The organism is Liquorilactobacillus vini DSM 20605 (assembly GCF_000255495.1).
In the GTDB taxonomy this organism is placed as follows: Bacteria; Bacillota; Bacilli; order Lactobacillales; family Lactobacillaceae; genus Liquorilactobacillus; species Liquorilactobacillus vini.
Genome location: NZ_AHYZ01000130.1, coordinates 17758 through 38840, shown reverse-complemented (window position 1 = coordinate 38840; position 21083 = coordinate 17758). Strand labels below are relative to the sequence as shown.

General features: G+C 38.3%; 22 protein-coding genes, 1 pseudogene and 2 other annotated features (1 of these 25 running past the window's edge). Of the genes and pseudogenes, 3 read left to right on the top strand and 20 right to left on the bottom strand.

The genetic code is table 11. The annotated features are described in order from the left end of the window. Positions 1 to 18: 18 nt before the first annotated feature. The gene (locus ON15_RS07555; protein WP_010580886.1) at positions 19 to 342 is read right to left on the bottom strand and encodes a metal-sulfur cluster assembly factor; all 324 of its coding nucleotides are present in this window, start codon (positions 340 to 342) and stop codon (positions 19 to 21) included. Positions 343 to 360: 18 nt separating this feature from the next. Then, a complete protein-coding gene (locus tag ON15_RS07550) occupies positions 361 to 1116 on the bottom strand; it encodes an alpha/beta fold hydrolase (protein ID WP_010580885.1) in 756 nt (251 codons plus the stop codon). Positions 1117 to 1243: 127 nt separating this feature from the next. Between ON15_RS07550 and ON15_RS07545 the strand changes: the two genes are divergently transcribed. After that, entirely contained in the window at positions 1244 to 2053 is an 810-nt protein-coding gene (locus ON15_RS07545) for a Cof-type HAD-IIB family hydrolase (RefSeq protein ID WP_010580884.1), read from the top strand. Between the two features lie 264 nt (positions 2054 to 2317). Next, positions 2318 to 2497 carry a transposase gene (locus tag ON15_RS12320; RefSeq protein ID WP_081580181.1) on the top strand — a complete coding sequence of 60 codons (180 nt, stop codon included), beginning with the start codon at positions 2318 to 2320 and terminating at the stop codon, positions 2495 to 2497. Between the two features lie 85 nt (positions 2498 to 2582). Here ON15_RS12320 and lysA read toward each other — a convergent pair whose 3' ends face one another. The 3 genes from lysA to ON15_RS07525 all read right to left on the bottom strand — a co-directional run bounded on the left by lysA (position 2583) and on the right by ON15_RS07525 (position 4788). Continuing rightward, entirely contained in the window at positions 2583 to 3905 is a 1323-nt protein-coding gene (lysA, locus tag ON15_RS07535; protein WP_050999212.1) for a diaminopimelate decarboxylase, read from the bottom strand. Between the two features lie 68 nt (positions 3906 to 3973). Continuing rightward, positions 3974 to 4162 carry a 2-hydroxymuconate tautomerase gene (locus tag ON15_RS07530; RefSeq protein ID WP_010580881.1) on the bottom strand — a complete coding sequence of 63 codons (189 nt, stop codon included), beginning with the start codon at positions 4160 to 4162 and terminating at the stop codon, positions 3974 to 3976. 263 nt (positions 4163 to 4425) lie between these two features. Beyond that, the gene (locus tag ON15_RS07525) at positions 4426 to 4788 is read right to left on the bottom strand and encodes an iron-sulfur cluster biosynthesis family protein (RefSeq protein ID WP_010580880.1); all 363 of its coding nucleotides are present in this window, start codon (positions 4786 to 4788) and stop codon (positions 4426 to 4428) included. 100 nt (positions 4789 to 4888) lie between these two features. Here ON15_RS07525 and ON15_RS07520 point away from each other — a divergent pair, with 100 nt between their 5' ends. Next, positions 4889 to 5833 (top strand): hypothetical protein, encoded by a 945-nt coding sequence (locus ON15_RS07520; RefSeq protein WP_010580879.1) that lies wholly within the window; start codon positions 4889 to 4891, stop codon positions 5831 to 5833. An 89-nt stretch (positions 5834 to 5922) separates the two neighbouring features. Here the strand turns inward: ON15_RS07520 and ON15_RS07515 are convergent, their stop codons facing one another. The 15 genes and pseudogenes from ON15_RS07515 to ON15_RS07445 all read right to left on the bottom strand — a co-directional run bounded on the left by ON15_RS07515 (position 5923) and on the right by ON15_RS07445 (position 20836). Further along, positions 5923 to 6870 carry an alpha/beta hydrolase gene (locus ON15_RS07515; RefSeq protein ID WP_010580878.1) on the bottom strand — a complete coding sequence of 316 codons (948 nt, stop codon included), beginning with the start codon at positions 6868 to 6870 and terminating at the stop codon, positions 5923 to 5925. A 25-nt stretch (positions 6871 to 6895) separates the two neighbouring features. Next, entirely contained in the window at positions 6896 to 8344 is a 1449-nt protein-coding gene (gene cls, locus ON15_RS07510) for a cardiolipin synthase (protein ID WP_010580877.1), read from the bottom strand. A 59-nt stretch (positions 8345 to 8403) separates the two neighbouring features. Next, positions 8404 to 9249, bottom strand: coding sequence for an amino acid ABC transporter substrate-binding protein (locus ON15_RS07505; RefSeq protein ID WP_010580876.1), 846 nt, complete (start codon positions 9247 to 9249; stop codon positions 8404 to 8406). Positions 9250 to 9279: 30 nt separating this feature from the next. Further along, a complete protein-coding gene (locus ON15_RS07500; protein WP_010580875.1) occupies positions 9280 to 9918 on the bottom strand; it encodes an amino acid ABC transporter ATP-binding protein in 639 nt (212 codons plus the stop codon). Positions 9919 to 9932: 14 nt separating this feature from the next. Next, positions 9933 to 10574, bottom strand: coding sequence for an amino acid ABC transporter permease (locus ON15_RS07495; protein ID WP_010580874.1), 642 nt, complete (start codon positions 10572 to 10574; stop codon positions 9933 to 9935). Positions 10575 to 10622: 48 nt separating this feature from the next. Continuing rightward, positions 10623 to 10846 (bottom strand) — a binding site (T-box leader). Positions 10847 to 10871: 25 nt separating this feature from the next. Further along, a complete protein-coding gene (gene minD, locus ON15_RS07490) occupies positions 10872 to 11678 on the bottom strand; it encodes a septum site-determining protein MinD (protein ID WP_010580873.1) in 807 nt (268 codons plus the stop codon). Positions 11679 to 11680: 2 nt separating this feature from the next. Next, entirely contained in the window at positions 11681 to 12352 is a 672-nt protein-coding gene (locus ON15_RS07485; protein ID WP_010580872.1) for a septum site-determining protein MinC, read from the bottom strand. A gap of 2 nt (positions 12353 to 12354) precedes the next feature. Continuing rightward, positions 12355 to 12882: a rod shape-determining protein MreD gene (gene mreD / locus ON15_RS07480; protein ID WP_010580871.1), complete on the bottom strand. Its 528-nt coding sequence runs from the start codon at positions 12880 to 12882 to the stop codon at positions 12355 to 12357. Between the two features lie 12 nt (positions 12883 to 12894). Further along, positions 12895 to 13743 (bottom strand): rod shape-determining protein MreC, encoded by an 849-nt coding sequence (mreC, locus tag ON15_RS07475; protein WP_010580870.1) that lies wholly within the window; start codon positions 13741 to 13743, stop codon positions 12895 to 12897. A gap of 91 nt (positions 13744 to 13834) precedes the next feature. Further along, a complete protein-coding gene (locus tag ON15_RS07470; RefSeq protein ID WP_010580869.1) occupies positions 13835 to 14839 on the bottom strand; it encodes a rod shape-determining protein in 1005 nt (334 codons plus the stop codon). Between the two features lie 154 nt (positions 14840 to 14993). Next, the gene (locus tag ON15_RS07465) at positions 14994 to 15215 is read right to left on the bottom strand and encodes a cold-shock protein (RefSeq protein WP_010580868.1); all 222 of its coding nucleotides are present in this window, start codon (positions 15213 to 15215) and stop codon (positions 14994 to 14996) included. Between the two features lie 111 nt (positions 15216 to 15326). Next, positions 15327 to 15995 carry a RadC family protein gene (gene radC, locus ON15_RS07460; RefSeq protein ID WP_010580867.1) on the bottom strand — a complete coding sequence of 223 codons (669 nt, stop codon included), beginning with the start codon at positions 15993 to 15995 and terminating at the stop codon, positions 15327 to 15329. 52 nt (positions 15996 to 16047) lie between these two features. Continuing rightward, the gene (locus tag ON15_RS07455) at positions 16048 to 16701 is read right to left on the bottom strand and encodes an HAD family hydrolase (RefSeq protein WP_010580866.1); all 654 of its coding nucleotides are present in this window, start codon (positions 16699 to 16701) and stop codon (positions 16048 to 16050) included. Between the two features lie 16 nt (positions 16702 to 16717). Then, positions 16718 to 18012, bottom strand: a pseudogene (locus ON15_RS07450) (bifunctional folylpolyglutamate synthase/dihydrofolate synthase). Positions 18013 to 18175: 163 nt separating this feature from the next. After that, positions 18176 to 20836: a valine--tRNA ligase gene (locus ON15_RS07445; RefSeq protein ID WP_010580865.1), complete on the bottom strand. Its 2661-nt coding sequence runs from the start codon at positions 20834 to 20836 to the stop codon at positions 18176 to 18178. A 55-nt stretch (positions 20837 to 20891) separates the two neighbouring features. After that, positions 20892 to 21083: a binding site (T-box leader), on the bottom strand (it continues 14 nt past the right edge of the window).

Below are 21083 nucleotides of genomic sequence, written 5' to 3'. Positions count from 1 at the left end.
CTACCCGATTTCTATAATTTAATGAATTCCCAAAGCCATTTTGGCATATCTCGTCATTCGATCAATTGTCCATGCCGGTTCCCAAACAAATTTAACATCCACCTGTTTGATTTCTGGAATTGGCTGCAGGGCTCTTTCCACCATCTCTGCTAAAATATCTGTCAGTGGACAGCCAATTGTCGTCAAAGTCATCTTGATTTTGCATAAACCAGCTTGATCCAAATCAACTTCATAAACCAAGCCTAAGTTAACAATATCGATCCCTAATTCGGGATCAACCACATCTTCTAATTTATCAAGGATCTCATCTTTAATTTCTTCTGCCGTTCTTTTTTCAGCCATGATCCTTCTCTCCTTCAATTACTTAAAATATTTCTGAAATTTTTGAGCCATTTCAACGGTTGTTGCATAGGATACTTTATGTTTAGCATTTTGAGTTGTCGTAAAAGTGACCTTTGTTGCATAAGAATGATCTTTGATTCGTTCATAAAAATCCTTAGTTGGCTGATAAGGGACCATTTCATCAGCTGTACCATGCCAAAAATGAACTGGTCGACCAGCAATTTTTTGTGGTTCACGTGATAAATCAATAATTGCTAATTGCTCCAGCTGCGCATCAACATATTTTGGATCTAACTGATCCATTCCAGGCAACTTAGCAATCAGTTGACGTGCAAAAGCTACTGGGCACGGAGATCCCATTAAACAGACAGCTGCAGTAATTTGCGGATAGACCTTCAACAATGCACAAGTTGTAATGCCACCCATTGAGAGGCCACTTACACCAATTTGCTGCCGAGCAATTCCAACTTGGTCTTGATAAGCCTTAACTAAAATTGGAAATTCTTTGACTGAATTGGCAACGATTTGCCAAAATTCAAGAAAATGGCCGTCAGCTGGACCATTAACTTGTCTTTGCCCATGATAAAGGGCATCAGGCAAAATGACCCGAAAGTTTTTCTTAGCCAATTCATAGCCCTGGGTCAAAACTTTTTCCTTGCAACCAGTCCACCCATGATAAAAGAAAACTAACGGCAAGGATTCATTAGCAAGTTCAGCCCTGGTTAATTCCAAGAGAGGAATGCCCTTAACGGCTTTTTGCACAACATTAATCATCTTGTAACCTCCAATTTATGATGTTTACATTATACAACGAAAAACCAAGTAATCTCTAGTAAATAACTAGTTTTTGTGTTATCTTAAAATTCATAAGTTAACGTTTAAATTTAGTGAGGTAAATGTCATGCAACCCAAATTGATTGCTCTTGATCTTGATGGAACAACTCTTAATCCACAAGCTCAAATCACCAGCAAAACCAAAATCGTTCTCAAAAAAGCTCAGGCAGCCGGTCATCTAGTTACAATCGTGACGGGCCGACCATATCGACTATCAGCAAATTATTATGATGAATTAAAATTGAAGACTCCCATGATCAATTTCAATGGTGCACTTGGTCATATTCCACATTTCCATTGGAAAAAAGAATACCAAAAAACTTTTCCGCGCGAAATTATCAGTGAGTTACTTGATCAAAAACAAAAAATTGGCATCAAGGTAATTGCTGCAGAAGCAAAAGAGTCATTACTGATCGACCAACCGCAAAACTTAAAATCAAACTTTTTCCCAGCCCAGGTCAGTGAACAACAGATTTTAAAAAAATCTAGTTTAAAGTCTGATCCTGCCGCAGTGACTTTATTAGTTGAAAAGGCTCAAGAAACTAAAATTGCTCACTGGTTAAAAGCTAGTTTTGGTAGCTATGTTAATGTCGGCGTCTGGGGTGGTGATTCACCAATCATCGAATTAGAACCACATGGAATCGATAAAGCTTTTGGGCTAGCTTATTTAGCTAAGAATTTAGGTATCAAGCGACAAAATATTCTGGCCTTTGGCGACGAACATAATGATCAAGAAATGATTGAATATGCTGGTCTCGGGGTTGTAATGCAAAATGGCACCAGCGCTTTAAAAAAAGCTGCTGATGAGATTACCCCGCTTGACAATGCTCACGATGGCTTAGCAAATTTTTTACAGGAAAAACTCCAATTAGATTGATCAGTTGAAATATTTGGTTTGCCTGAGCGTGATAATAACTTGGGTTAATTTCCTTTTTAAAAAAAGCTCGCTGCTGGCTGATATTGGTGAAATGCAAAACCAATATCAGTTTTTTTATATATTAAAGGACCTGAAATTTAAGCATCTAAACCCAACTGATTTGGGACTTAATACGAGTTTAAAACTTAAATACGCTTATGAAGTAACATAGTAAGTTCAAGAATCATATAAAAAAAGCTCAGCTGAGTCTTATAATTATCAAAAATAGCAATCTCCAATGAATACAATTACAACCCTGAAGAAGATTTAAAAGCTGTTTCAAACAACTGTGAATCAGTGTTTTTTCTTGGAGCGAGCGAAGGAGTCAATCGCAAAATTAAAGCACTTAAACGTAGCTATTACGGATTCAAAAATATCAACCATTTTTATGCCAGAATTTTTTAATTGTAAAATAAAGAAGTCCACTATTCAGAGGACTTCATGGCTCGACCAAGATTGAGGGGAACGCTAAAAAATAATTTTAACCTTTTTACTTAACGACATCACAGTTGAGCATATCCGCATAAGTCTCTCTTCGAATTACTAATTTGGCTTGACCATTTTCACAAAAAACAACTGCTGGACGTGGATTGCGATTGTAATTGCTGGCCATCGTGTAACCATAAGCACCAGTCGAAGGGATCGCCAAAATATCTCCTGGATGCGTATTTGGCAAAGCAGCATCACGAACTAAAACATCTCCGGACTCACAATATTTCCCGACCACAGTCACAACCTGTTCATCCAAAGCTCGGGGTTTAGCAGCCAAAAAAGCTTCATATTTAGCCTGATAAAGCGCAGGGCGAATATTATCACCCATTCCACCGTCAACAGCTAAAAAGTGACAGACGCCTTCAACATCTTTCCGAGAGCCAATTGTATAAAGCGTCGTTGCTGCTTCTCCAGCTAAAGCGCGTCCTGGTTCAATCCAAATTTCAGGGAGTGGTAGCTTAACCGCCTGAATTCTTTTTTTCACTTCTTGAATAATTTTAGTTGTGAATTCTTCTGGTGGCAATGGCTGATCCTCATTGGTATAACGAGTCCCAAATCCACCGCCTAAATTTAAAATCTCCGCTTCAAAATTAAAACGGTCATGCCAATTTTTCAGGAGCTCAACCATTTTATCAGCAGCCATCAAAAAACCGTTGACTGCAAAAATTTGTGAACCGATATGACAATGTACGCCCCGGACCTTCATCCGTGGATTAGCCAGCAACTGCTGCAAAGCCTGATCAGCCTGACCGCTTAAAATGTCAAAACCAAACTTGGAATTTTGTTGACCCGTCGAAATATAACGGTGCGTCTCAGCTTCAATTCCTGGGGCAACTCGCAAAACAACTGGAATCTTTGTTTGCTTGCGAGTTAAAATCTCATCTAAAAAATCAATTTCCTGGAAATTATCGATCACAATACAACCAATTTGGGCATCAACTGCCATTTCCAGTTCCGCCGGTAATTTATTGTTGCCGTGAAATTCAATCATTTTAGCTGGCATGCCGCCCTTTAAAGCTGCATACAATTCACCACCCGACACAACATCACACCCTAATCCTTGACTAGCAACTAACCGATACATTGCTAAGGCCGAAAAAGCTTTACTGGCATACGTCACCCGAAAAGGAACCTTTGCAGTTTCAAAAGCCTGTTTGAAGTGTTTGATTTTAGCTTTGATTTGTTTTACATCATAAGCAATTAATGGCGTGCCAAATTGTTTGACTAATTTTAAAGAATCAACTCCACCAATTTCTAAATGACCTGATTGGTTAATTGCTACCGTATCTGCTAATTTTGTCAACTTCAAACATCCTTTCATTAATTAAAAAAACATTACTTAATAAAAAAAGACCAGGTAATTCTTCCCGGTCACATAACATAACTTGTCTATTTTTCATCACTCTTAAGTACTCCGCCAACACTATAGCGGTTCTTTTGCATCTCATTAAGAATAACGTGGACATGTTCAGCCGGCGCTCCTGTATTTTTAGAAACTGCTTTAGTAACATCTTCCACTAAGTGTTTAAGCTGATCCTGTGAACGGCCAGCAATTAAATCAATATGGACAATTGGCATTCCATTTCTCCTTTAACCTTAATAACAAATTTAAAATTCCATTTACTTTTCATTTCTAATTAAAAATCAGTTTTGACTTTTGATTCAAATGATTCATTGGACAAGTATATTAAACCAGATATAAGATTAGAAAGCAATTAAATTCTCAAAAAAATCCCAAATTTCTTTGGGATAAATGAATTTCTAATCGAATGTTAAAACTGCTATACTAAAAACAGCCGCAGAAACAATTTCACGCTACCAGTTGCTGAGTTTTAAACGACTCAAACAATTGCAGCAGTTTCTAATAACACCGCTGACGTAATCGTACCAGCCTTATCACCTGTCAGTTTCAATTGTTGATTTTTCGAATTAACATCAAGTTTCATTTTTTCATCAAGATAGGTTCGACTGTAATCTTTGATCAAAAAGGTCATAAAATTAGCAGATAATGGTAAATTATAATCATGCAGATCCAGACCATCTTCTGCAATCAATACTCGAAATCCAGACGTTAAAGCACAAGTTCCGACCCGTGAAAATTGACCTACACCATCATCAAAGTCTAACAGCAAATGTTGCTGTTTAGTTGGATCAAGCTGTGCCTTGATTTTGGCTTGTGCAGCTGGAGTAACAGTCAAATACATAAAATCAGCTCCTCTCTAGTTGGTTCAAATTAAGTGTGACATTAAAAGTAACTCTTGACAATTTTTTTGCTTATAACAGTGTTTTTGGAAGGTGATCGATTTGAATAAGACTTTTTTAACGGCTGGCGAGTTTTGTCTCCCACTAAAAGCTGGCTGGTTGCAATGTGACATTCGTCAGCAGCTTTTACCTGAAACTACGGATTTGATCATAACTGAATTAAATCCGCACAATTTGCAGATCTTACAGCAACCATTGCCAAGCCAGCTTCAGATCTGGTTAAGCTATGATTTGCTGAATTTATTGCAAAAAATGAAGCGTTTTGAACTATTCACTTATAACTGGAAAAACTTTAAGCTGCTGCCAAATGGCTATCCACAATTTTGGGGTACCACAACGATTACGGCCTACGCTAATGATGATTCTCGCTTTGGTTCATTAGCTCTCCTATTGGAACAAAACCAACAGCGAATTGGCTATTGTCGACATATAGCTTTTGCGGGCTCGCATAAAAAGCGGATTAAACGTTGGCAAAAGGCCTTTCGCCATGCTCAAATTAATTATTTGCTGCTCGATCAAACAATGACAGCTTTACCAACAGTTGATCACTTTACCAGTGAAGCTAGCCTCCTCCATCATTGGGAGAAATATTTGAATCATCACCCTCAGGCCATATTCTTAGCCTTAAGTCCTTGGAATCCCGAACGGATTGGCCGCTATGCTGCTTTATGTCAAGCTCATCAGCGTCAATTATTTCTCCAACCGGCTTTTGGTAAATTGCTTGACTGGTTTGCACCACGCAAGTACCAGTGGCAGCCAGCCAGTTCAGCTAAGCAACAAGATTCGCTGCCACCAGCTGAAGTTTGGCAAATCAGTGACTATCATTCAGCCACTGCCAAGCAAGTTTGGCTTGATCCTGCAATTGATCCAACTTTGTCAGTTAGTAATTGGCAAAATAACGGCTTACGAATGATTACTCCACCGTTGACGTCAACAATCATTGCAGCTTGGCAAAATGAACTGCAAGCTGAAATTGAATTCATTTAAGCAGCTCTTTTAACAATGAAGATTCTTTCAATTTAAACAAGTGACCAAAATTAATCGGCTGAGAAAAAACCTCTCAGCCGATTAACAATCTACTTTAAATATTTAGCAAAAAATGCACCAACTTTTTGCCGATATAAAGTCGGATGTTCATAATAAGACATTGCATGACTGGCATGCGGAACGACCCAGATTTTTTTGGGTCCAGCACTCGCGTGATAGTTTTGATAAACCATTTTGGTTGGAACAAAGGTGTCTTTAGCTCCATGAATGAAAAAGGTTGGCAAATGATTATGCTTTAACTGGTCGACTGCACTGGCATGACGAAAATCAAAACCAGTTTGCTGTTTTGCTACCAATGCAGCGGTTGTAATTAGTGGCTGTGAGGGCAAATTGAACTGTTGCTTTAGTTCATAGCTTAACTCGGCTTGAACACTCGAGTAGCCACAATCTTCGACAATTGCTTTAACCTGTGACGGCAACTTTTGCCCACTGGTCATCATAACTGTTGCGCCTCCCATGCTGACGCCGAATAAACCAATCTGTTGCTGATGGCCTTTCTTTTTGAGCAAGCGCTTGATCCATTTAACATAGTCCAAGCGATCTTCCCAACCAAAGCTAATATACTGGCCCTCACTTCCCACCGAGCCGCGGTCATCAGGTGCCAGCACATTATAGCCTAATTGATGGAACATCCGGATATAACTAGCCATATAAAGATGATTTTCCCGATAGCCATGAGCAACAATAATCGTCTTTTGACTTTTATGCGGAGCTGCCAAATAAATAGCATGCAGCTGCAAATGCTGATTAGCAGCTTGCTGATACCAGTTTTCCTGTAGCTGCTGACCTAACCAGCGCTGATCAATCTTTAATTGCTGTCTTTTTTTGGCCTTAAGACTAGTCAGCGGATTCAGTCGCGGCTGAGGTTCAAATGCGTAATTATATAAATAATAACTAGCTGCTCCAATTATTCCAACTAATAAAACCGCTAAAAAAACTAAACTCCAAATAAGACGACGAAATTTCTTTGACTTCAAAAAATCAACTACCTATCTGTTTTAATTATAAAATTGGTGACAACAGCCGCGAAAAATATTGTTTAAACTTCAACCAGCGTGACGCCGCTTTAAAATCAGCTAAAGTCAGCTTTCTTGAATGTTTAACATCTTCTGCGAAAGTTGCTTGCATTTGTTGACTGAATTCTCGATCGTATAAGAATGCATTTGATTCAAAATTCAATTTAAAACTGCGATAATCCATATTAGCTGAACCAACTGAAGCAATCTTTCCATCTGCAACCATCGTTTTAGAGTGTAAAAATCCCTTTTCATATTGATAGATTTCAACTCCATTTTCCAATAAGGCATGTGCGTAATACTGTGTTGCTCGATATACAAATGGATGATCTGGCATTGATGGAATCATAACTTTAACTTTTACTCCTGAAAAAGCTGCTAGACATAACGCCTCATACAATGAATCATCAGGAATCAAGTAAGGAGTTTGAATTAGGACTTCTTTATGAGCGTCACTAATCATTTTAATATAGCCTAACTTGATTTTTTCAACCTCGCTTTCAGGACCGCTGGAAACAATCTGAATGCTTGCTTGACCTTTAGGAGCACTCAAAGGAAAGTAGCTTTCTTGATAAGTCATTTTTTTCTCTTTGACAGTTGCATTCCAATCCATAAAAAATCGAGACTGCATCGCAATTACGGCATTACCTTCGATCCGAATATGGGTATCCCGCCAATAACCGAATTTAGGATCGCGACTTAAATATTGATCACCAACATTAAAGCCACCAATATATCCAATCTTGCCATCAATGATTACTAATTTGCGGTGATCACGATAATTTAACCGGAAGTTGGGAAAGGAACGATATGAACCAAAGAAAGGCTCCGCAAAGCCACCGAGTTCCTCTAACCGCTTAAAGAATTCATGAGTCGTTCCTCGCGATCCAAAGCTATCATAAATAACGCGAACCTTAACACCCTGGGCAGCTTTTTTCTCCAATAGTTCCCGCAATTGATTGCCAATTTGATCGTTATAAAAAGTATAATATTCGATATGCACATGATCCTTGGCTGCTTCAATATCTTGAAAAAGCTGTTGAAATTTCTGCTTTCCATCAGTTAACAGTTCAACCTGATTATGTTTGGTCAAAATCGCATGATCCGTCTCTAAGAAAAAGTGAACCATTTCGCGCGCTGAATGACTTAGCTCATCTTCTGGCAGAAGATCCTTTTCATGCCATTGCTCTTTTTGTAACTCAACCAGTTGATCAAGTCCCATTTGCTGCTGCGAGCGAATGTCATAAATGTCATCGCGTGATAATTTTTTGCCGACAAACAAATACATAATAAAACCAACAATTGGCAAAAGCAGCAAGACTAATAACCAAGCCCAAGTAGCAGCAATGTCCCTTTTTTCCTTAAATACCGTAATAATAGCTACGAAAATGTTTAAAATAAAGATGATTTTTACTAATAAGGCAATCAAATGCAATTAAAATCCCCCTTAAAAGAAACTCTTAATTGCTAGTTTACTCTTTTAGCTGAAAGTTGTCATTTTCTTAAATCAAGATTAGCTAATTGACTTTTGCCAAACCAGCGCTGATTGATTTTTTCCAGCGTGCCATTTTTAGCTAAAACCTGCAAACCATGATTGATCTTTTTCCTTAACGTGACGTCGTCTTTTCGCATTCCAACTGCGAAATCTTCATGAGGAAAACCAATCACTAATTTACGATAACTAGCCGCATCGGCCTGATGCTTGATATAGTAATCAGCATAAACACTATCAATCAACAATCCTTGAATTCTTCCATCGTTCAAATCCATAAAAGCGTTATTAAATGAATCATACTGAACCGTATGGGCAACATATTGCTTTAACAATTGTGGTGAATTTTCAAATGAATCATATCCAGAAGACCCACTTTGCAAGCCAAGCGTTTGGCCTTTCATTTTAGCTGCTGAAGTGATACCAGCTTTTTTCTTAGTAACTAAAATTTGCTGATTCTTCAGATATGTCCGGCTAAAAGCAACCGTTTTTTCCCGGGCAGCATTTTTGGTATAGCCATTCCAAATCAGATCGATCGTACCATTTCGTAATTCCGTTTCTTTCATTGACCAATCGATCGTTTGAAAATCGACCCTGATTCCGTATAATTTAAAAACAGCTTTGGCCAAGTCAATATCATAACCAACTAAGCGGCCGCTTTTTTGACGAAAGCCCATTGGAACAAAACTATCATCTAATCCAACAATTACTTTCTTACTTTTTTCAATTTTTGGCCAAGTATCAGTTGTATTAGCCCGCTGTTTAACATTCGTGCAACTGGTCAGCAAAAAAATGCTGCCTAATAGCACCAAACTGAACAAGATCCTGATAAATTTTTTTTCTTTCACTTTAGTCGCTCCTTGATTCAATCAAACAGTTCATTGTTTTTGCGGTTCAATTTTAAATGTCTGATCAGCAATTTGTTGCGCAAATTCCCAATCATGGGTAACTACGATCTGGGTCATGCCAGCGGCTTTCAATTGGAGAATGATTGCTTTAACTTTGTCGCGCAGACCTGGATCAAGGGCCGAAGTCGGTTCATCATAGCAAAGAATCTTTGGTTTCATCGCCAATGCCCGCGCAATTGCGACTCGTTGCTTTTGACCACCTGATAATTGATAAGGATAAAGATCAGCTTTATCAGCTAAAGAAAGTTTAGTTAACAACTCCCTGGCGGCTTCAACTGCTGTTTGATTCGACTCTTTCAGTGCTAATTTAGGTGCCAGGGTAATATTTTCCAAAACTGTTAAATGGGGAAAAAGTTGAAAATCTTGAAACACGACGCCAATAACAGCATCATTATTCCGGCTAGCAATTGGATCAAAGGGTTGACCATCAAGTAGCATCTGACCTTTGTCTAATCTTTCTAAGCCGCTGATACAACGCAAAAGGGTTGTTTTGCCACCACCAGATTGACCAACCACACATAAAATCTGACCATCTTGAATTTTGAGACTTAAATTTTTCCAAACGATCCGCTGATTAAATGATTTAGTAATGTTTTTTAATTCAAGCATCTTTTGGTTCCTCCTTATTTCCAATAACTATAATGCTGTTCACATTTGCGCAACACGAATGTTAAAACAGCCGTCATCAATAAGTAAATGATCCCAACCAGAACCAGTGGAACCAAAGTCACATCACGACTTGTTGCAACATTGCCGGCCCGTAGCAAATCGCCCAACCCGATTACATAAACCAGACTGGAATCTTTAACTAAATTTATTACTTCATTTCCAATTGATGGTAAAACGATTTTTACTACTTGCGGTGTCACAATCTTTCTGATCGTTTGCCAATAGGTCAAGCGTAAAACTTTAGCACTCTCATACTGTCCTGGATCAATCGATTGTAATCCCCCGCGAAAAATCTCAGCAAAATAAGCCGTGTAATTTAAAATAAACGCAAATAATGCTGCTGGATAACGCTCTAAGGTAAAACCAATCATTGGTAAACCATAAAAAACAAAAATTAACTGTAACAGCAAAGGTGTTCCTCGCATTAACCAAACATACAAGCGCAAAACAGCTTTAAAAGGTCGAAATCTAGACGTTAATCCCAAGCCAACGATCAAACCAAGTGGCAAGGCTCCAAGTAGTGTCCAAAAAAAGATCGATAAAGTCATTCGGGCTCCACTTAACAGTGATGGTAAAATCTGTAAAATATATTCCATTTCTTCACTCCCCTTAATCTAAAAAAAGCCCTCTTAGATCATCTGATCTAAGAGGGCGAAAATCGCGGTACCACCTCATCTACTCTGACAATTCACACTGTCAGACTTAGCGAGTTTTAAAACTCCAAGATAACGGTTAAACCGGATAAGTCTACTAAAAGTTCAATTTATCAGCCAGCAAATGTGGTTCATTTTAAAATTTTTCAGCTTTGCACCTACCAGCTGATCTCTATCAAGAATTTTAAAACTACTCTTTTGCTCATTGCCTTTAAAACCAATTATATTAAATTCATTATATTACTTTTTCCTAAACCATAAACCAATTTTTTTAAAAAAGTTTGATTTTTTTTCTTCCGTCAGCTCCATCAACGGAATCGTCTCACCTTCCAAGCGCCGAGCAATATCTCGATATCCCTGAGAAGCCTTATTATTTTCACGTAAAACAATTGGTTCTCCTTGATTGGAACTGCTGATAACCTGATCATTGTCGACCACGATTCCTAACAATTTGATTGATAAATGTTCGGTGATCTCATCAACTGTCATTGCCCGGCCATCATCCATTAAGTTAGGCCGTATCCGATTAATAATCAGTTGCGGTGACTCACTCAAATCATACTTTTCCAATAACCCGATTACACGATCTGCATCGCGAACCGCTGAAATTTCAGGTGTTGAAACGACAATCGCCATATCAGCTCCAGCAACCGCATTAATAAAGCCTTGTTCGATGCCCGCCGGACAATCAAGTAAAACATAATCAAAATCTGGTTTTAATTCATCAACCAGCGCTTTAACTTCTTCAGGTTTCAAAACACTTTTATCAGCATTTTGAGCAGCCGGAAGCAGGTAGAGTTTATCCTCAAATCGCTTATCTTTAATCAAAGCTTGGTGCAACTTAGCTCTACCTTCAACTACATCAACAATATCGTAAATAATTCGATTATCAAGCCCGAGAATAACATCCAGGTTTCTTAAACCGATATCTAAGTCAACTAAACAAACTTTCTTACCTAAAAGTGCCAAGGCAGTTCCTAAGTTAGCGCTAGTTGTGGTTTTACCGACTCCACCTTTACCAGAAGTAATCACGATTGCTTTTCCCATTGTTATTGTCCCCCCAATTTTGAAAACAGCTTGGGTCTGATTTGCTTAATTTGTGACCTCTTCGTATAATCCAAAACATGCAGGTCATTAACATAGGCTACTGTTTCCTGATCAGCAACTAATTTTTCTTGCGAAATAATTGCAATAGCATCTGAAATCCTAATTTGCTGTGACTGATGAAAGTCTCCAGCAATAATTGCTTCTGGATCATTAGGAAAACCAGCATGAACGATTCCCGCACTTTTCCCCATTAAAAAGACACTACCACTGACTTGCAAGATTCCACCTTGATGAAGATCACCAATAAATAAAACATCACCCATAATCACTTTTGTTTGACCATTGCGAATAACACTGCCATCAAGATGCAAACTTTTTTTATTAACCATTTCATAAGCTTCAAGCTTAGAAATAACATTTGCTGCAAACTTGTGAATCGAAAAAAGTGGATATTTTTCAACAATCGCTTCGATTGCCTTTTTTTCAGTTGCACTTAATAAACGATCACCAGTCAAAATGTCAAATGATACTGGTTGGTCAACTGCTGACAATTGCCCACTTTTTAAGCCAGCGAAAAGTTCCTGCAATTCTGTTAAAATGTTAGCAAAACTGCTAGTTGTTTTTAATGTGATCTCATACCCTTCATTATGCCCCTTTAACACCACATTCTGCATTATTAGACACTCCTATTCCCAGAAAATTCTTCAAAGAATTTCTTTAATGGCCAATATAGGATTACTAAAGCTGCTAAGTTATAAGCTAAAGTAGGTCCCAGAGTTTCACCGATAAATTCAGATAAGGAAACGCTGGTATAGGAAATAGCAAAAAAGATTCCATAAAACAACGTTGTAATAACTGTGATATCGATTAAACATATTAATAATACCACAATAAAGGACGGGGTTAAAAAACGATACATCAGGTTTGTCAAATAAACAATCAACGGTAAGATCATGAACATCGGACCGATAATTCCAGTGTAATAAATATCAAAAATCAAACCAGCAATTACTGCCCATAAATATGGATGATCAATTTCACCAAAACAAAGCGCCATCACAAGCCAAACAACAAATAATCGGCTTTCAATCATTGAGTTTGGGCGAAAAAACTCAGCGGCAAATAAATTGCTGAAAATCCCGTCAAGTAAAAGTGTCAGTAATAATCCAAGCGGAAAAAAGTACCGCATTTTTGAGATTCTCATACTTGTCACCCTCTAATCAATTCTTTTGGCAACCGATACAATCTGCAAATCAGATAGATCTGCTGCCGGTTTGATCAAGACTGTTGAAGATAAGCCATACTCATCCTTTTTAACTTTAACAACTTTGCCAACTAACAAACCTTCAGGAGAATTACCACCCAGTCCTGAAGTAACTACTTCGTCACCCTTGTTAATTTTTCTTTGGGATGTAATTTGTCCCATCGTTAACAAATTAGTTTTTTTACTATAGCCAGTGATCAGTCCATTGACTGCTCCAGATTTTGCTAAAACTTGAGTTGCAAATTGATCAGCACTGCTGTTATTGTTGCTGATCAATTCAACTTTACTAGTTGAAGCATTGACTTCCGTGACTCGGCCAATCAAACCATGTTGCGATACTACTGCTTGATTCTTCTTAATTCCGGCTAATGAACCTTTACTAATGATAATTTGGTTTTGCCAAGACGAAGGCGTTCTAGCTGTTACTGCAGCTGTCGTTAGTTTAAAATCAGTTAAGCTATTTTTTAAATTTAATTCACGCTTTAACTTTTTATTCTCACGTTTTAAGACCTGATTTTGAACTTCATGCGCTGCCAAACTATCAACTTTCTTTTTTAGAGTTTGGTTTTCACGATAAGTATTCAACAATTCTGACACTGAATTACCAGTATCTTTTAAGCCATTAATTGGAACTCCTACTACTCGATCAACTAAATTAACTGCACCATTCCCCACTTGTTGGATAAACGTCGGAGTTGATCGATTATTTCTGACAACAATCGAAAAAGCAATCAACGTAAAGCCAATAATAATTGTAACTAAAATGATTATTAATCGTTTGTTGAAAAAAAACCTTTGCATAGTCTCCTCCATTTGATGAAAACGCATCAAAAATTAAGAGGCTGGTGACGAACCCCAACCTCCCAATTAATCCTGCCAGCAAATACTGACATTATTTTTTCTTCATAACATTGATACTCTTCAAAGATTCCCCTGTCCCAACTGCTACACAATCTAACGGCTCAGATGCAATAAAGACTGGTACTTTGGTAGCATCAGAAATGACTTCTGGCAAATGCCGTAATTGGGCACCGCCACCAGTCAAAACAATACCATGATCAATGACGTCAGCTGCAATTTCTGGAGAAGTTTCCTCTAAAGTTTCTTTAATTGCACTGATAATTTCCTGAATAACTTCCTGAATTGCCTTAGCAACATCAACTGCGTCAATTTCAATCGTTTTAGGCAAGCCAGTTACCAAATCACGTCCGCGAATCGTTTGTTTGTCAATTTCCGAAGCTTTGCTAATTGAAGCTGAAGCCGCATCAATCTTTAATTGTTCAGCCGTCCTTTCACCAATTAATAAATTAAAATGTTGACGAACATATGAAGCAATTGATTCGTCCAGCTTGTCGCCAGCCATTCTGATTGACCGGCTTGAAACGATTCCACCTAATGAAATCGTCGCTACATCAGTTGTACCGCCACCAATATCGACTACCATACTGCCGGTTGGATCCATAACTGGTAAGCCAGCACCGATCGCAGCCGCAAATGGTTCTTCAATGACATAAGCATCCCGCGCTCCAGCTACTCGGGTTGCATCAATTACAGCTCTTTTTTCAACTTCAGTAACCCCACTTGGAACACAAACCATTACATATGGTTTACCCGCTCGATGACCAAGTGCTTTATCAATATAATATTTCATCATTGCGACAGTTGTATCATAATCTGCAATTACGCCATCTTTCATTGGCCGAATTGCAACAATGCTAGCAGGTGTTCTACCAATCATTGCACGTGCTTCTGATCCAACTGAAACGATTTCACCAGTTTTAGTATTTTTCGCTACAACTGAAGGTTCTCTTAATACAATTCCTTTTCCTTCAGCGTAAACGATTGTATTGGCTGTTCCTAAGTCAATTCCAATGTTCTTTGTTCCAAATCCGAACACTATTTTTCATCCCTTCACAAATTGCCTTTTCTATTATTTGGGCATTAATTACAATAAGCTAATTATATCATACCTTGATCAACAGCGTTCAGACAAATTAACTCTACTTTTAAAATACCTGATTTATTTTCAATGTAAACAAAAAAATTTATTCTTAAACATTATTTAAATCATCAACTAAAACATTAACTGCTTGTTGACCATTTTTTCCAGCTGCTATTAAAAATTTCACTTGCTGCCCCGGCTGTAAAGTTTTAAATCCAGTAGTTTGAATTGCCGAGAAATGAACAAAAATGGCAGCAGCTGGGTCATCATCAGGAGTAATAAAGCCATAGCCCCTTGCTTGATTAAAAGAATTAACCTTTCCAGTCAACATAATTTTTCATCCCCATTCACAGGTACTATCAAAAGTCTAACATACTGCTCTTAGTCTCACAAGTTATCCGATGAAAAGAAACGAGTCTCAAGAATGAACTTATTCAGTTATTTAATCTAATAAGCGTTCTTCTTGGAAGCTCAAGTATGTTAATGAACCAACAATCAAATGATCTAAGAGTTGAATTCCCATAAGGTCCCCGCATTTTTTTAAGCGGTTCGTTAAATTCAAATCATTAGTCGAAGGTGTTGGATCACCACTTGGATGATTATGAACAATTATTAAACGAGCAGCAGAATAACGTAAAGCAAAGTTAAAAATCTCACGGGGATGAACAGTCGCACCGTCTAGCGTCCCGCGAAAAATAACTTTTCTTCCTAAAACCTGATTTTTGGTATCTAAAACCAAAACCAGTAAGACTTCCTGTTGAAGCATCCCCAATTCTTCAATTAATTGTTGGCCTAAACACTGACTGCTAGTGACCCGTCCTAAAGTAAACTTAGGACGTTTTTCAATGCGGCTGGCCAATTCACACAAAACCTTGCCCTTCCAAGTAACAGTTTGATCTTTAAAAAGCAACTTCCATTCATGCTCAGAGAAGTATTTCAACTGACGCAAATCAAATTCCTGGTCACATATTTCATTGAGTTGCTGTAAAGAAATCGACAAGTTCAAAATTTTATTTAAAGTTAAATATAAGAGTTCTTGATCCGTTAAAGCTGCTGGTGAAAAGGTTTTAGCCTTATGCAAAATTTTAGGTAGCGATGTTGTTTCATTCATGAAAAATCCCCCTTTAAAATTTAAATACGCAAAATTTTAAAGGAAACGGGCTTTAAGCTTTAATATAAGCACAAACTGCTGATAAATCCGGTAAAATAGCACGCGCTAGCTTTTGAGTCTCATTAGTTGGCCGAAGCAAATCTGGCACCATAATTGCCGGCAGTTGCGCATGATGGGCAGCTTTAATTCCATTGACAGAATCCTCAAGAACCAAAACTTGTTTGCGAGCTGGTGATCCAGCTATTTCCCAAGCTTTTCGAAAAATATCTGGTGCTGGCTTAGAATTTTTTACATCTTCACCAGAAATTAGATGTGCAAAATTATTGTCCAAATTGGAACTATGTAAAAAAAGCTCAATTGCTTGGCGATCATTGCTAGAAGCTAGAACTTGCATAATTCCTTGATTTCGTAAATATTGTGACAGTTCACGAAATCCTTTTTTTAAGGGTAGACCATTTTGCTTAATCATTTTAAAAACATTTTGGTGACTCAATTCAATAAATTTCTCAATTAACTGACGATTGCCATAATCGCGAGTCATTTTATCAATCATTCTCTTAGTTCCTGAACCAATATATTGCCGGTAATAAGCAAATGAAAAATCCATTCCTAACTCTTTGGCAGCTAATTGATTACCCTTAAAATAGACCCTCTCCGAATCAAAAACTAAACCATCCATATCAAAGATCACTAATTTTAATTTCAATTTGCTTGTTTCCTTTCTAATCTGTAAAATAATGACGGACTTCCGAGATAAAATACAACGATCCACAAATCAATAATAGATCATCACTTGACATCAGCCTGATAGTTTTGACTAAAGCCACCCGCCAATCAGACTGAAAACTCATTTCCTTTTTGAAGGCCATGATTGATTGTAAATCGGCAAGCTGACGTGGTGCAACAAAGTTAGTTCCAATGATTTCAACGTTTGGAAGTTTTAATAATTCAGCCAACATGGGCTTAGGCTGCTTATCAGCCAGAATTGAAACAATTACATAAACTTTTTTTCTTTAAAATAAGTCTGTAAAGTTTGTCTAAGTTGAATAAACGCTGCCAAATTGTGAGCGCCATCTAAAACGATTAATGGCTCCTGATTAACTAACTCAAACCTGCCCGGCCATTTAGTTTGAGCTAAAGCCGCTTTGATCTCTTTAATCTGCCATTTTAAATGCAACTGCTTAGCCACAAGTAAAAAAGCGCTGAGACTTAAAGCAGCATTGGCTGGTTGAAAACTACCCAGCAATGACAACTGCAAGTTAGTTAATTTTTCATCAAAACCTTGATAGTTGATTATTTCTCCCCACTTTTGTGATGGGAAAGTTGCAATTGTGAAATCCTTGCCTAACTGATAAAGCGAAGAATCAGTCTGTTGAGCTTTTCGCTTAATAACAGTCAAAGCAGTGGCTGGCAGCTCACCAACCACAACTGGACGATGGGGCTTAATAATCCCTGCTTTGTGATCGGCAATTTCAGCCAATGTTTTGCCTAATAATTTAGCATGATCATGGGCAACCGTTGTAATCACTGAAACTAGCGGATCAATAACATTGGTTGAATCAAATTTGCCACCAATCCCGACTTCGATGATGGCAATGTCTGGTTCCTTGGCAGCAAAGTACAAAAACATTATTGCTGTTATAATTTCAAATTCAGTTGGTCCGCCTTCTTTAGCTGCCAGCTGCGCAACGATCGGTTGAATTTGTCTAACCAGCTCAACTAACTCTTGGTCACTGATCATTTGACCGTCAAAAGTAATTCGGTCATTAAATTTAATCATAAAGGGAGAAGTAAACGTCCCAACATGCAATCCCTGATTCAAAAACAGTTCTCGCAAAAAAGCAACCGTTGAGCCCTTGCCATTAGTCCCAGTTACATGGATCGAACGAAACTTTTGCTCTGGATGGCCTAATTTTTCTGTCAATAAACGCATCCGGTCCAGTTGTGGACTCTTTTTAAATTTTGTCCGACCATGAATGAAATTTAAAGCTTCTTGATAAGTCGTGACTTTTTTGATTTGCAATTCAACTCACCTTTCATCAATTCTCCTTACATTCTATCCTAAACAGTTATTAAAAAAAATAAGTCTGGATAATTTTCCCTGATAATCACAAAAAAAACAAGGGAATGTTTAAATTTTCCCTTGCCTACTTAACTGTTTATTTGGCTGATTGGTTATTTTAGCCAGCTTGTAAATCCTTGATTCGTTGCTTAGCCGCCGCTTCTTTAACTTGATATTCAGTCAATTTGGCTTTTTGCTCAGCAACAACTTTTTCTGGCGCTTTAGCAACAAAGTTTTGATTGGCTAATTTCTTCTTGGCCCGTTCAACTTCACTAGCAAATTTAGCTGCTTCTTTTTGCATTCGCTTGATTTCTTCATCAAGATCAATCAAATCTGCCAGTGGCAAATAAACTTCCGCTCCACTGATTACTGAGGTTAGCGATAGTTTTGGTGCTTTGACATCGGAAGCAATGGTTAATTTACGAGGATGACAGAAGCGATCAATATAATCTTGATTATCTTCAAAAATTTGTTTAGTTGTTGCAGACGTTGTTTTAATCAAGATTTCAATTGCACTCGATAATGGCGCATTAACTTCTGCACGACTATTGCGGACAACTTTAATCAACTCAATCAAATTTTGCATTTGCTTTTCAGCGGTTGGATCAGTATATTCTGGATGAACTACCGGATAAGCTGCTGTTACCAAAGATTTACCCGTATGCGGCATCGTCAGCCAAATCTTTTCTGTAACAAACGGCATAATCGGATGCAACAAGCGTAAAGTCTGATCAAGTACGTAACACAAGATATGTTGCGTCTTATTTTTTAGTGCCTGATCGTTGCCATTTAAATCTTGTTTTGACATTTCAATATACCAATCACAAAAATCATTCCAGATGAAATTGTATAGCGTCCGACCAGCCTCGCCAAATTCGAAACCGTCAAACAAACGAGTTACCTCACTAATCGTCTGATTCAAACGGCTAATGATCCATTTGTCAGCTAGCTTCCAAGTAGTTTTAGCAGGTAAGGTTGCTGTTGTATCATCAGCTAAATTCATAATTACAAAGCGACTGGCATTCCAAATTTTATTAATAAAGTTCCAAGCAGCATCCATCTTTTTATAACTGAAACGCACATCTTGACCAGGTGCCGAACCATTTGACAAGAACCAACGCAAAGCATCAGCACCATATTTATCAATGACATCCATGGGATCAATTCCATTGCCAAGTGATTTGCTCATCTTGCGCCCCTGTTCGTCGCGAATCAAGCCATGAATCAAAACATGTTTAAAGGGACGGCGACCAGTAAATTCCAAACTCTGGAAAATCATTCGAGAGACCCAGAAAAAGATGATATCATAACCGGTTACTAAAGTATCGGTTGGAAAATAGCGTTTATAATCCGCAGCATTTTCATTTGGCCAACCCATTGTAGAAAATGGCCATAAAGCACTCGAGAACCAGGTATCCAAAACATCTGGATCTTGTTTCCAGTTTTCAGGATCTTTGGGAGCTTCTTCGCCAACGTAAACTTCACCAGTTTTTTTATGATACCAAGCTGGAATTTGGTGTCCCCACCAAAGCTGCCGCGAAATTACCCAATCATGAACATTTTCCATCCATTGCGTGAAAGTTCCTTCAAAACGTGGTGGTACAAAATCTACCCGATCAGCCGTTTGTTGGTTTTTTAAGGCTGCTGCTGCCAATGGTTTCATTTTAACAAACCACTGGGTTGAAAGACGAGCTTCAACTTGAACGCCGGTTCGTTCTGAATGACCAACACTATGCACAATTGGCTCAATCCGCAATAAATATCCCTGATCTTTTAAGTCACTGACCATGACCTTACGTGCTGCAAAGCGATCAAGTCCTTGATACTTGCCAGCATTTTCATTCATTGTAGCATCTTCGTTCATTGTATTGATCCGCTCTAAGTTGTGACGATTACCAACCCCAAAATCGTTAGGATCATGGGCTGGGGTAATTTTAACCATTCCCGTTCCAAATTCTGGATCAACATAATCATCAGCAATAATTGGAATATGGCGCCCCTGCAATGGTAAAACCAGCATTTTGCCAACCAGCGACTGGTAACGCTGATCACTTGGATTGACCGCAACTGCCACATCACCCATCATCGTTTCCGGACGCGTGGTAGCAATTTCGATATAATGTTCACCCTGATACGTATCTTTTGGATCCAAAAATGGATATTTAACATGATAAAAGGCACCTTTAACGTCTTTATGAATCACTTCAATATCTGATAAGGCAGTCCGAGCTTTTGGATCCCAATTAATAATATACTCGCCTCGATAAATCAGGCCCTTTTTGTATAGTGCGACGAAAACACGGCGGACTGCTTGCGACAAACCATCATCTAAGGTAAAACGCTCACGATCATAGTCCAGCGAAAGACCTAACTTTGCCCATTGCTGATGAATAATATCAGCATATTCTTTTTTCCATTTCCAGACAGTCTCGACAAATTTATCACGGCCCAAATCATAACGCGAAATTCCCTGTTTGGCCAAGCGGGCTTCCACTTTAGCCTGGGTGGCGATTCCCGCATGATCCATTCCCGGGAGCCATAACGTATCATAACCCTGCATTCTTTTTTGCCGAATAATCATATCTTGCAAAGTTGTATCCCAAGCATGACCCAAATGCAACTTTCCAGTAACATTGGGTGGTGGAATAACCACCGAATAGGGTTTAGCTTGCTGATTACCACTTGGTCGGAAAAGTTTTTCAGCCAACCAACTTTGATAACGACCTGTTTCAACCTGTTTAGGATCATATTTAGTCGACATTTTGCTTTGACTTGTCATCTGATTTTCCCCCTTTGATTCTTTGAGCAATTTCGAGTGCAAAAAAAGCCGTCCTAAATAGGACGACTTAGCCGTGGTACCACCTAAATTGAGTCTTTGACTCCACTTGAAAAGTTAACGAAAACCAAGTTCCGGCCGGGCCTACTAACTTCAATCCGGCGGCTAACGAGCTACAATTAAATACTAACTAGAAAGCCTCACACTAAACGGCTTCTTCTCTGACTAGTTAGCGTATTTAAAACTCTCG

What these genes read in the sequence shown, in the direction of transcription:
- radC (WP_010580867.1), bottom strand. Translation starts at nt 15,995, where the DNA reads ATGAATGAAACAACATCGCTACCTAAAATTTTGCATAAGGCTAAAACC.
- ON15_RS07555 (WP_010580886.1), bottom strand. Translation starts at nt 342, where the DNA reads ATGGCTGAAAAAAGAACGGCAGAAGAAATTAAAGATGAGATCCTTGAT.
- ON15_RS07550 (WP_010580885.1), bottom strand. Translation starts at nt 1,116, where the DNA reads ATGATTAATGTTGTGCAAAAAGCCGTTAAGGGCATTCCTCTCTTGGAA.
- ON15_RS07545 (WP_010580884.1), top strand. Translation starts at nt 1,244, where the DNA reads ATGCAACCCAAATTGATTGCTCTTGATCTTGATGGAACAACTCTTAAT.
- minD (WP_010580873.1), bottom strand. Translation starts at nt 11,678, where the DNA reads ATGGGAAAAGCAATCGTGATTACTTCTGGTAAAGGTGGAGTCGGTAAA.
- ON15_RS07485 (WP_010580872.1), bottom strand. Translation starts at nt 12,352, where the DNA reads ATGCAGAATGTGGTGTTAAAGGGGCATAATGAAGGGTATGAGATCACA.
- mreD (WP_010580871.1), bottom strand. Translation starts at nt 12,882, where the DNA reads ATGAGAATCTCAAAAATGCGGTACTTTTTTCCGCTTGGATTATTACTG.
- ON15_RS07500 (WP_010580875.1), bottom strand. Translation starts at nt 9,918, where the DNA reads ATGCTTGAATTAAAAAACATTACTAAATCATTTAATCAGCGGATCGTT.
- ON15_RS07525 (WP_010580880.1), bottom strand. Translation starts at nt 4,788, where the DNA reads ATGTATTTGACTGTTACTCCAGCTGCACAAGCCAAAATCAAGGCACAG.
- ON15_RS07495 (WP_010580874.1), bottom strand. Translation starts at nt 10,574, where the DNA reads ATGGAATATATTTTACAGATTTTACCATCACTGTTAAGTGGAGCCCGA.
- ON15_RS07465 (WP_010580868.1), bottom strand. Translation starts at nt 15,215, where the DNA reads ATGTTGACTGGAAAGGTTAATTCTTTTAATCAAGCAAGGGGCTATGGC.
- lysA (WP_050999212.1), bottom strand. Translation starts at nt 3,905, where the DNA reads ATGAAAGGATGTTTGAAGTTGACAAAATTAGCAGATACGGTAGCAATT.
- ON15_RS07445 (WP_010580865.1), bottom strand. Translation starts at nt 20,836, where the DNA reads ATGACAAGTCAAAGCAAAATGTCGACTAAATATGATCCTAAACAGGTT.
- mreC (WP_010580870.1), bottom strand. Translation starts at nt 13,743, where the DNA reads ATGCAAAGGTTTTTTTTCAACAAACGATTAATAATCATTTTAGTTACA.
- ON15_RS07530 (WP_010580881.1), bottom strand. Translation starts at nt 4,162, where the DNA reads ATGCCAATTGTCCATATTGATTTAATTGCTGGCCGTTCACAGGATCAG.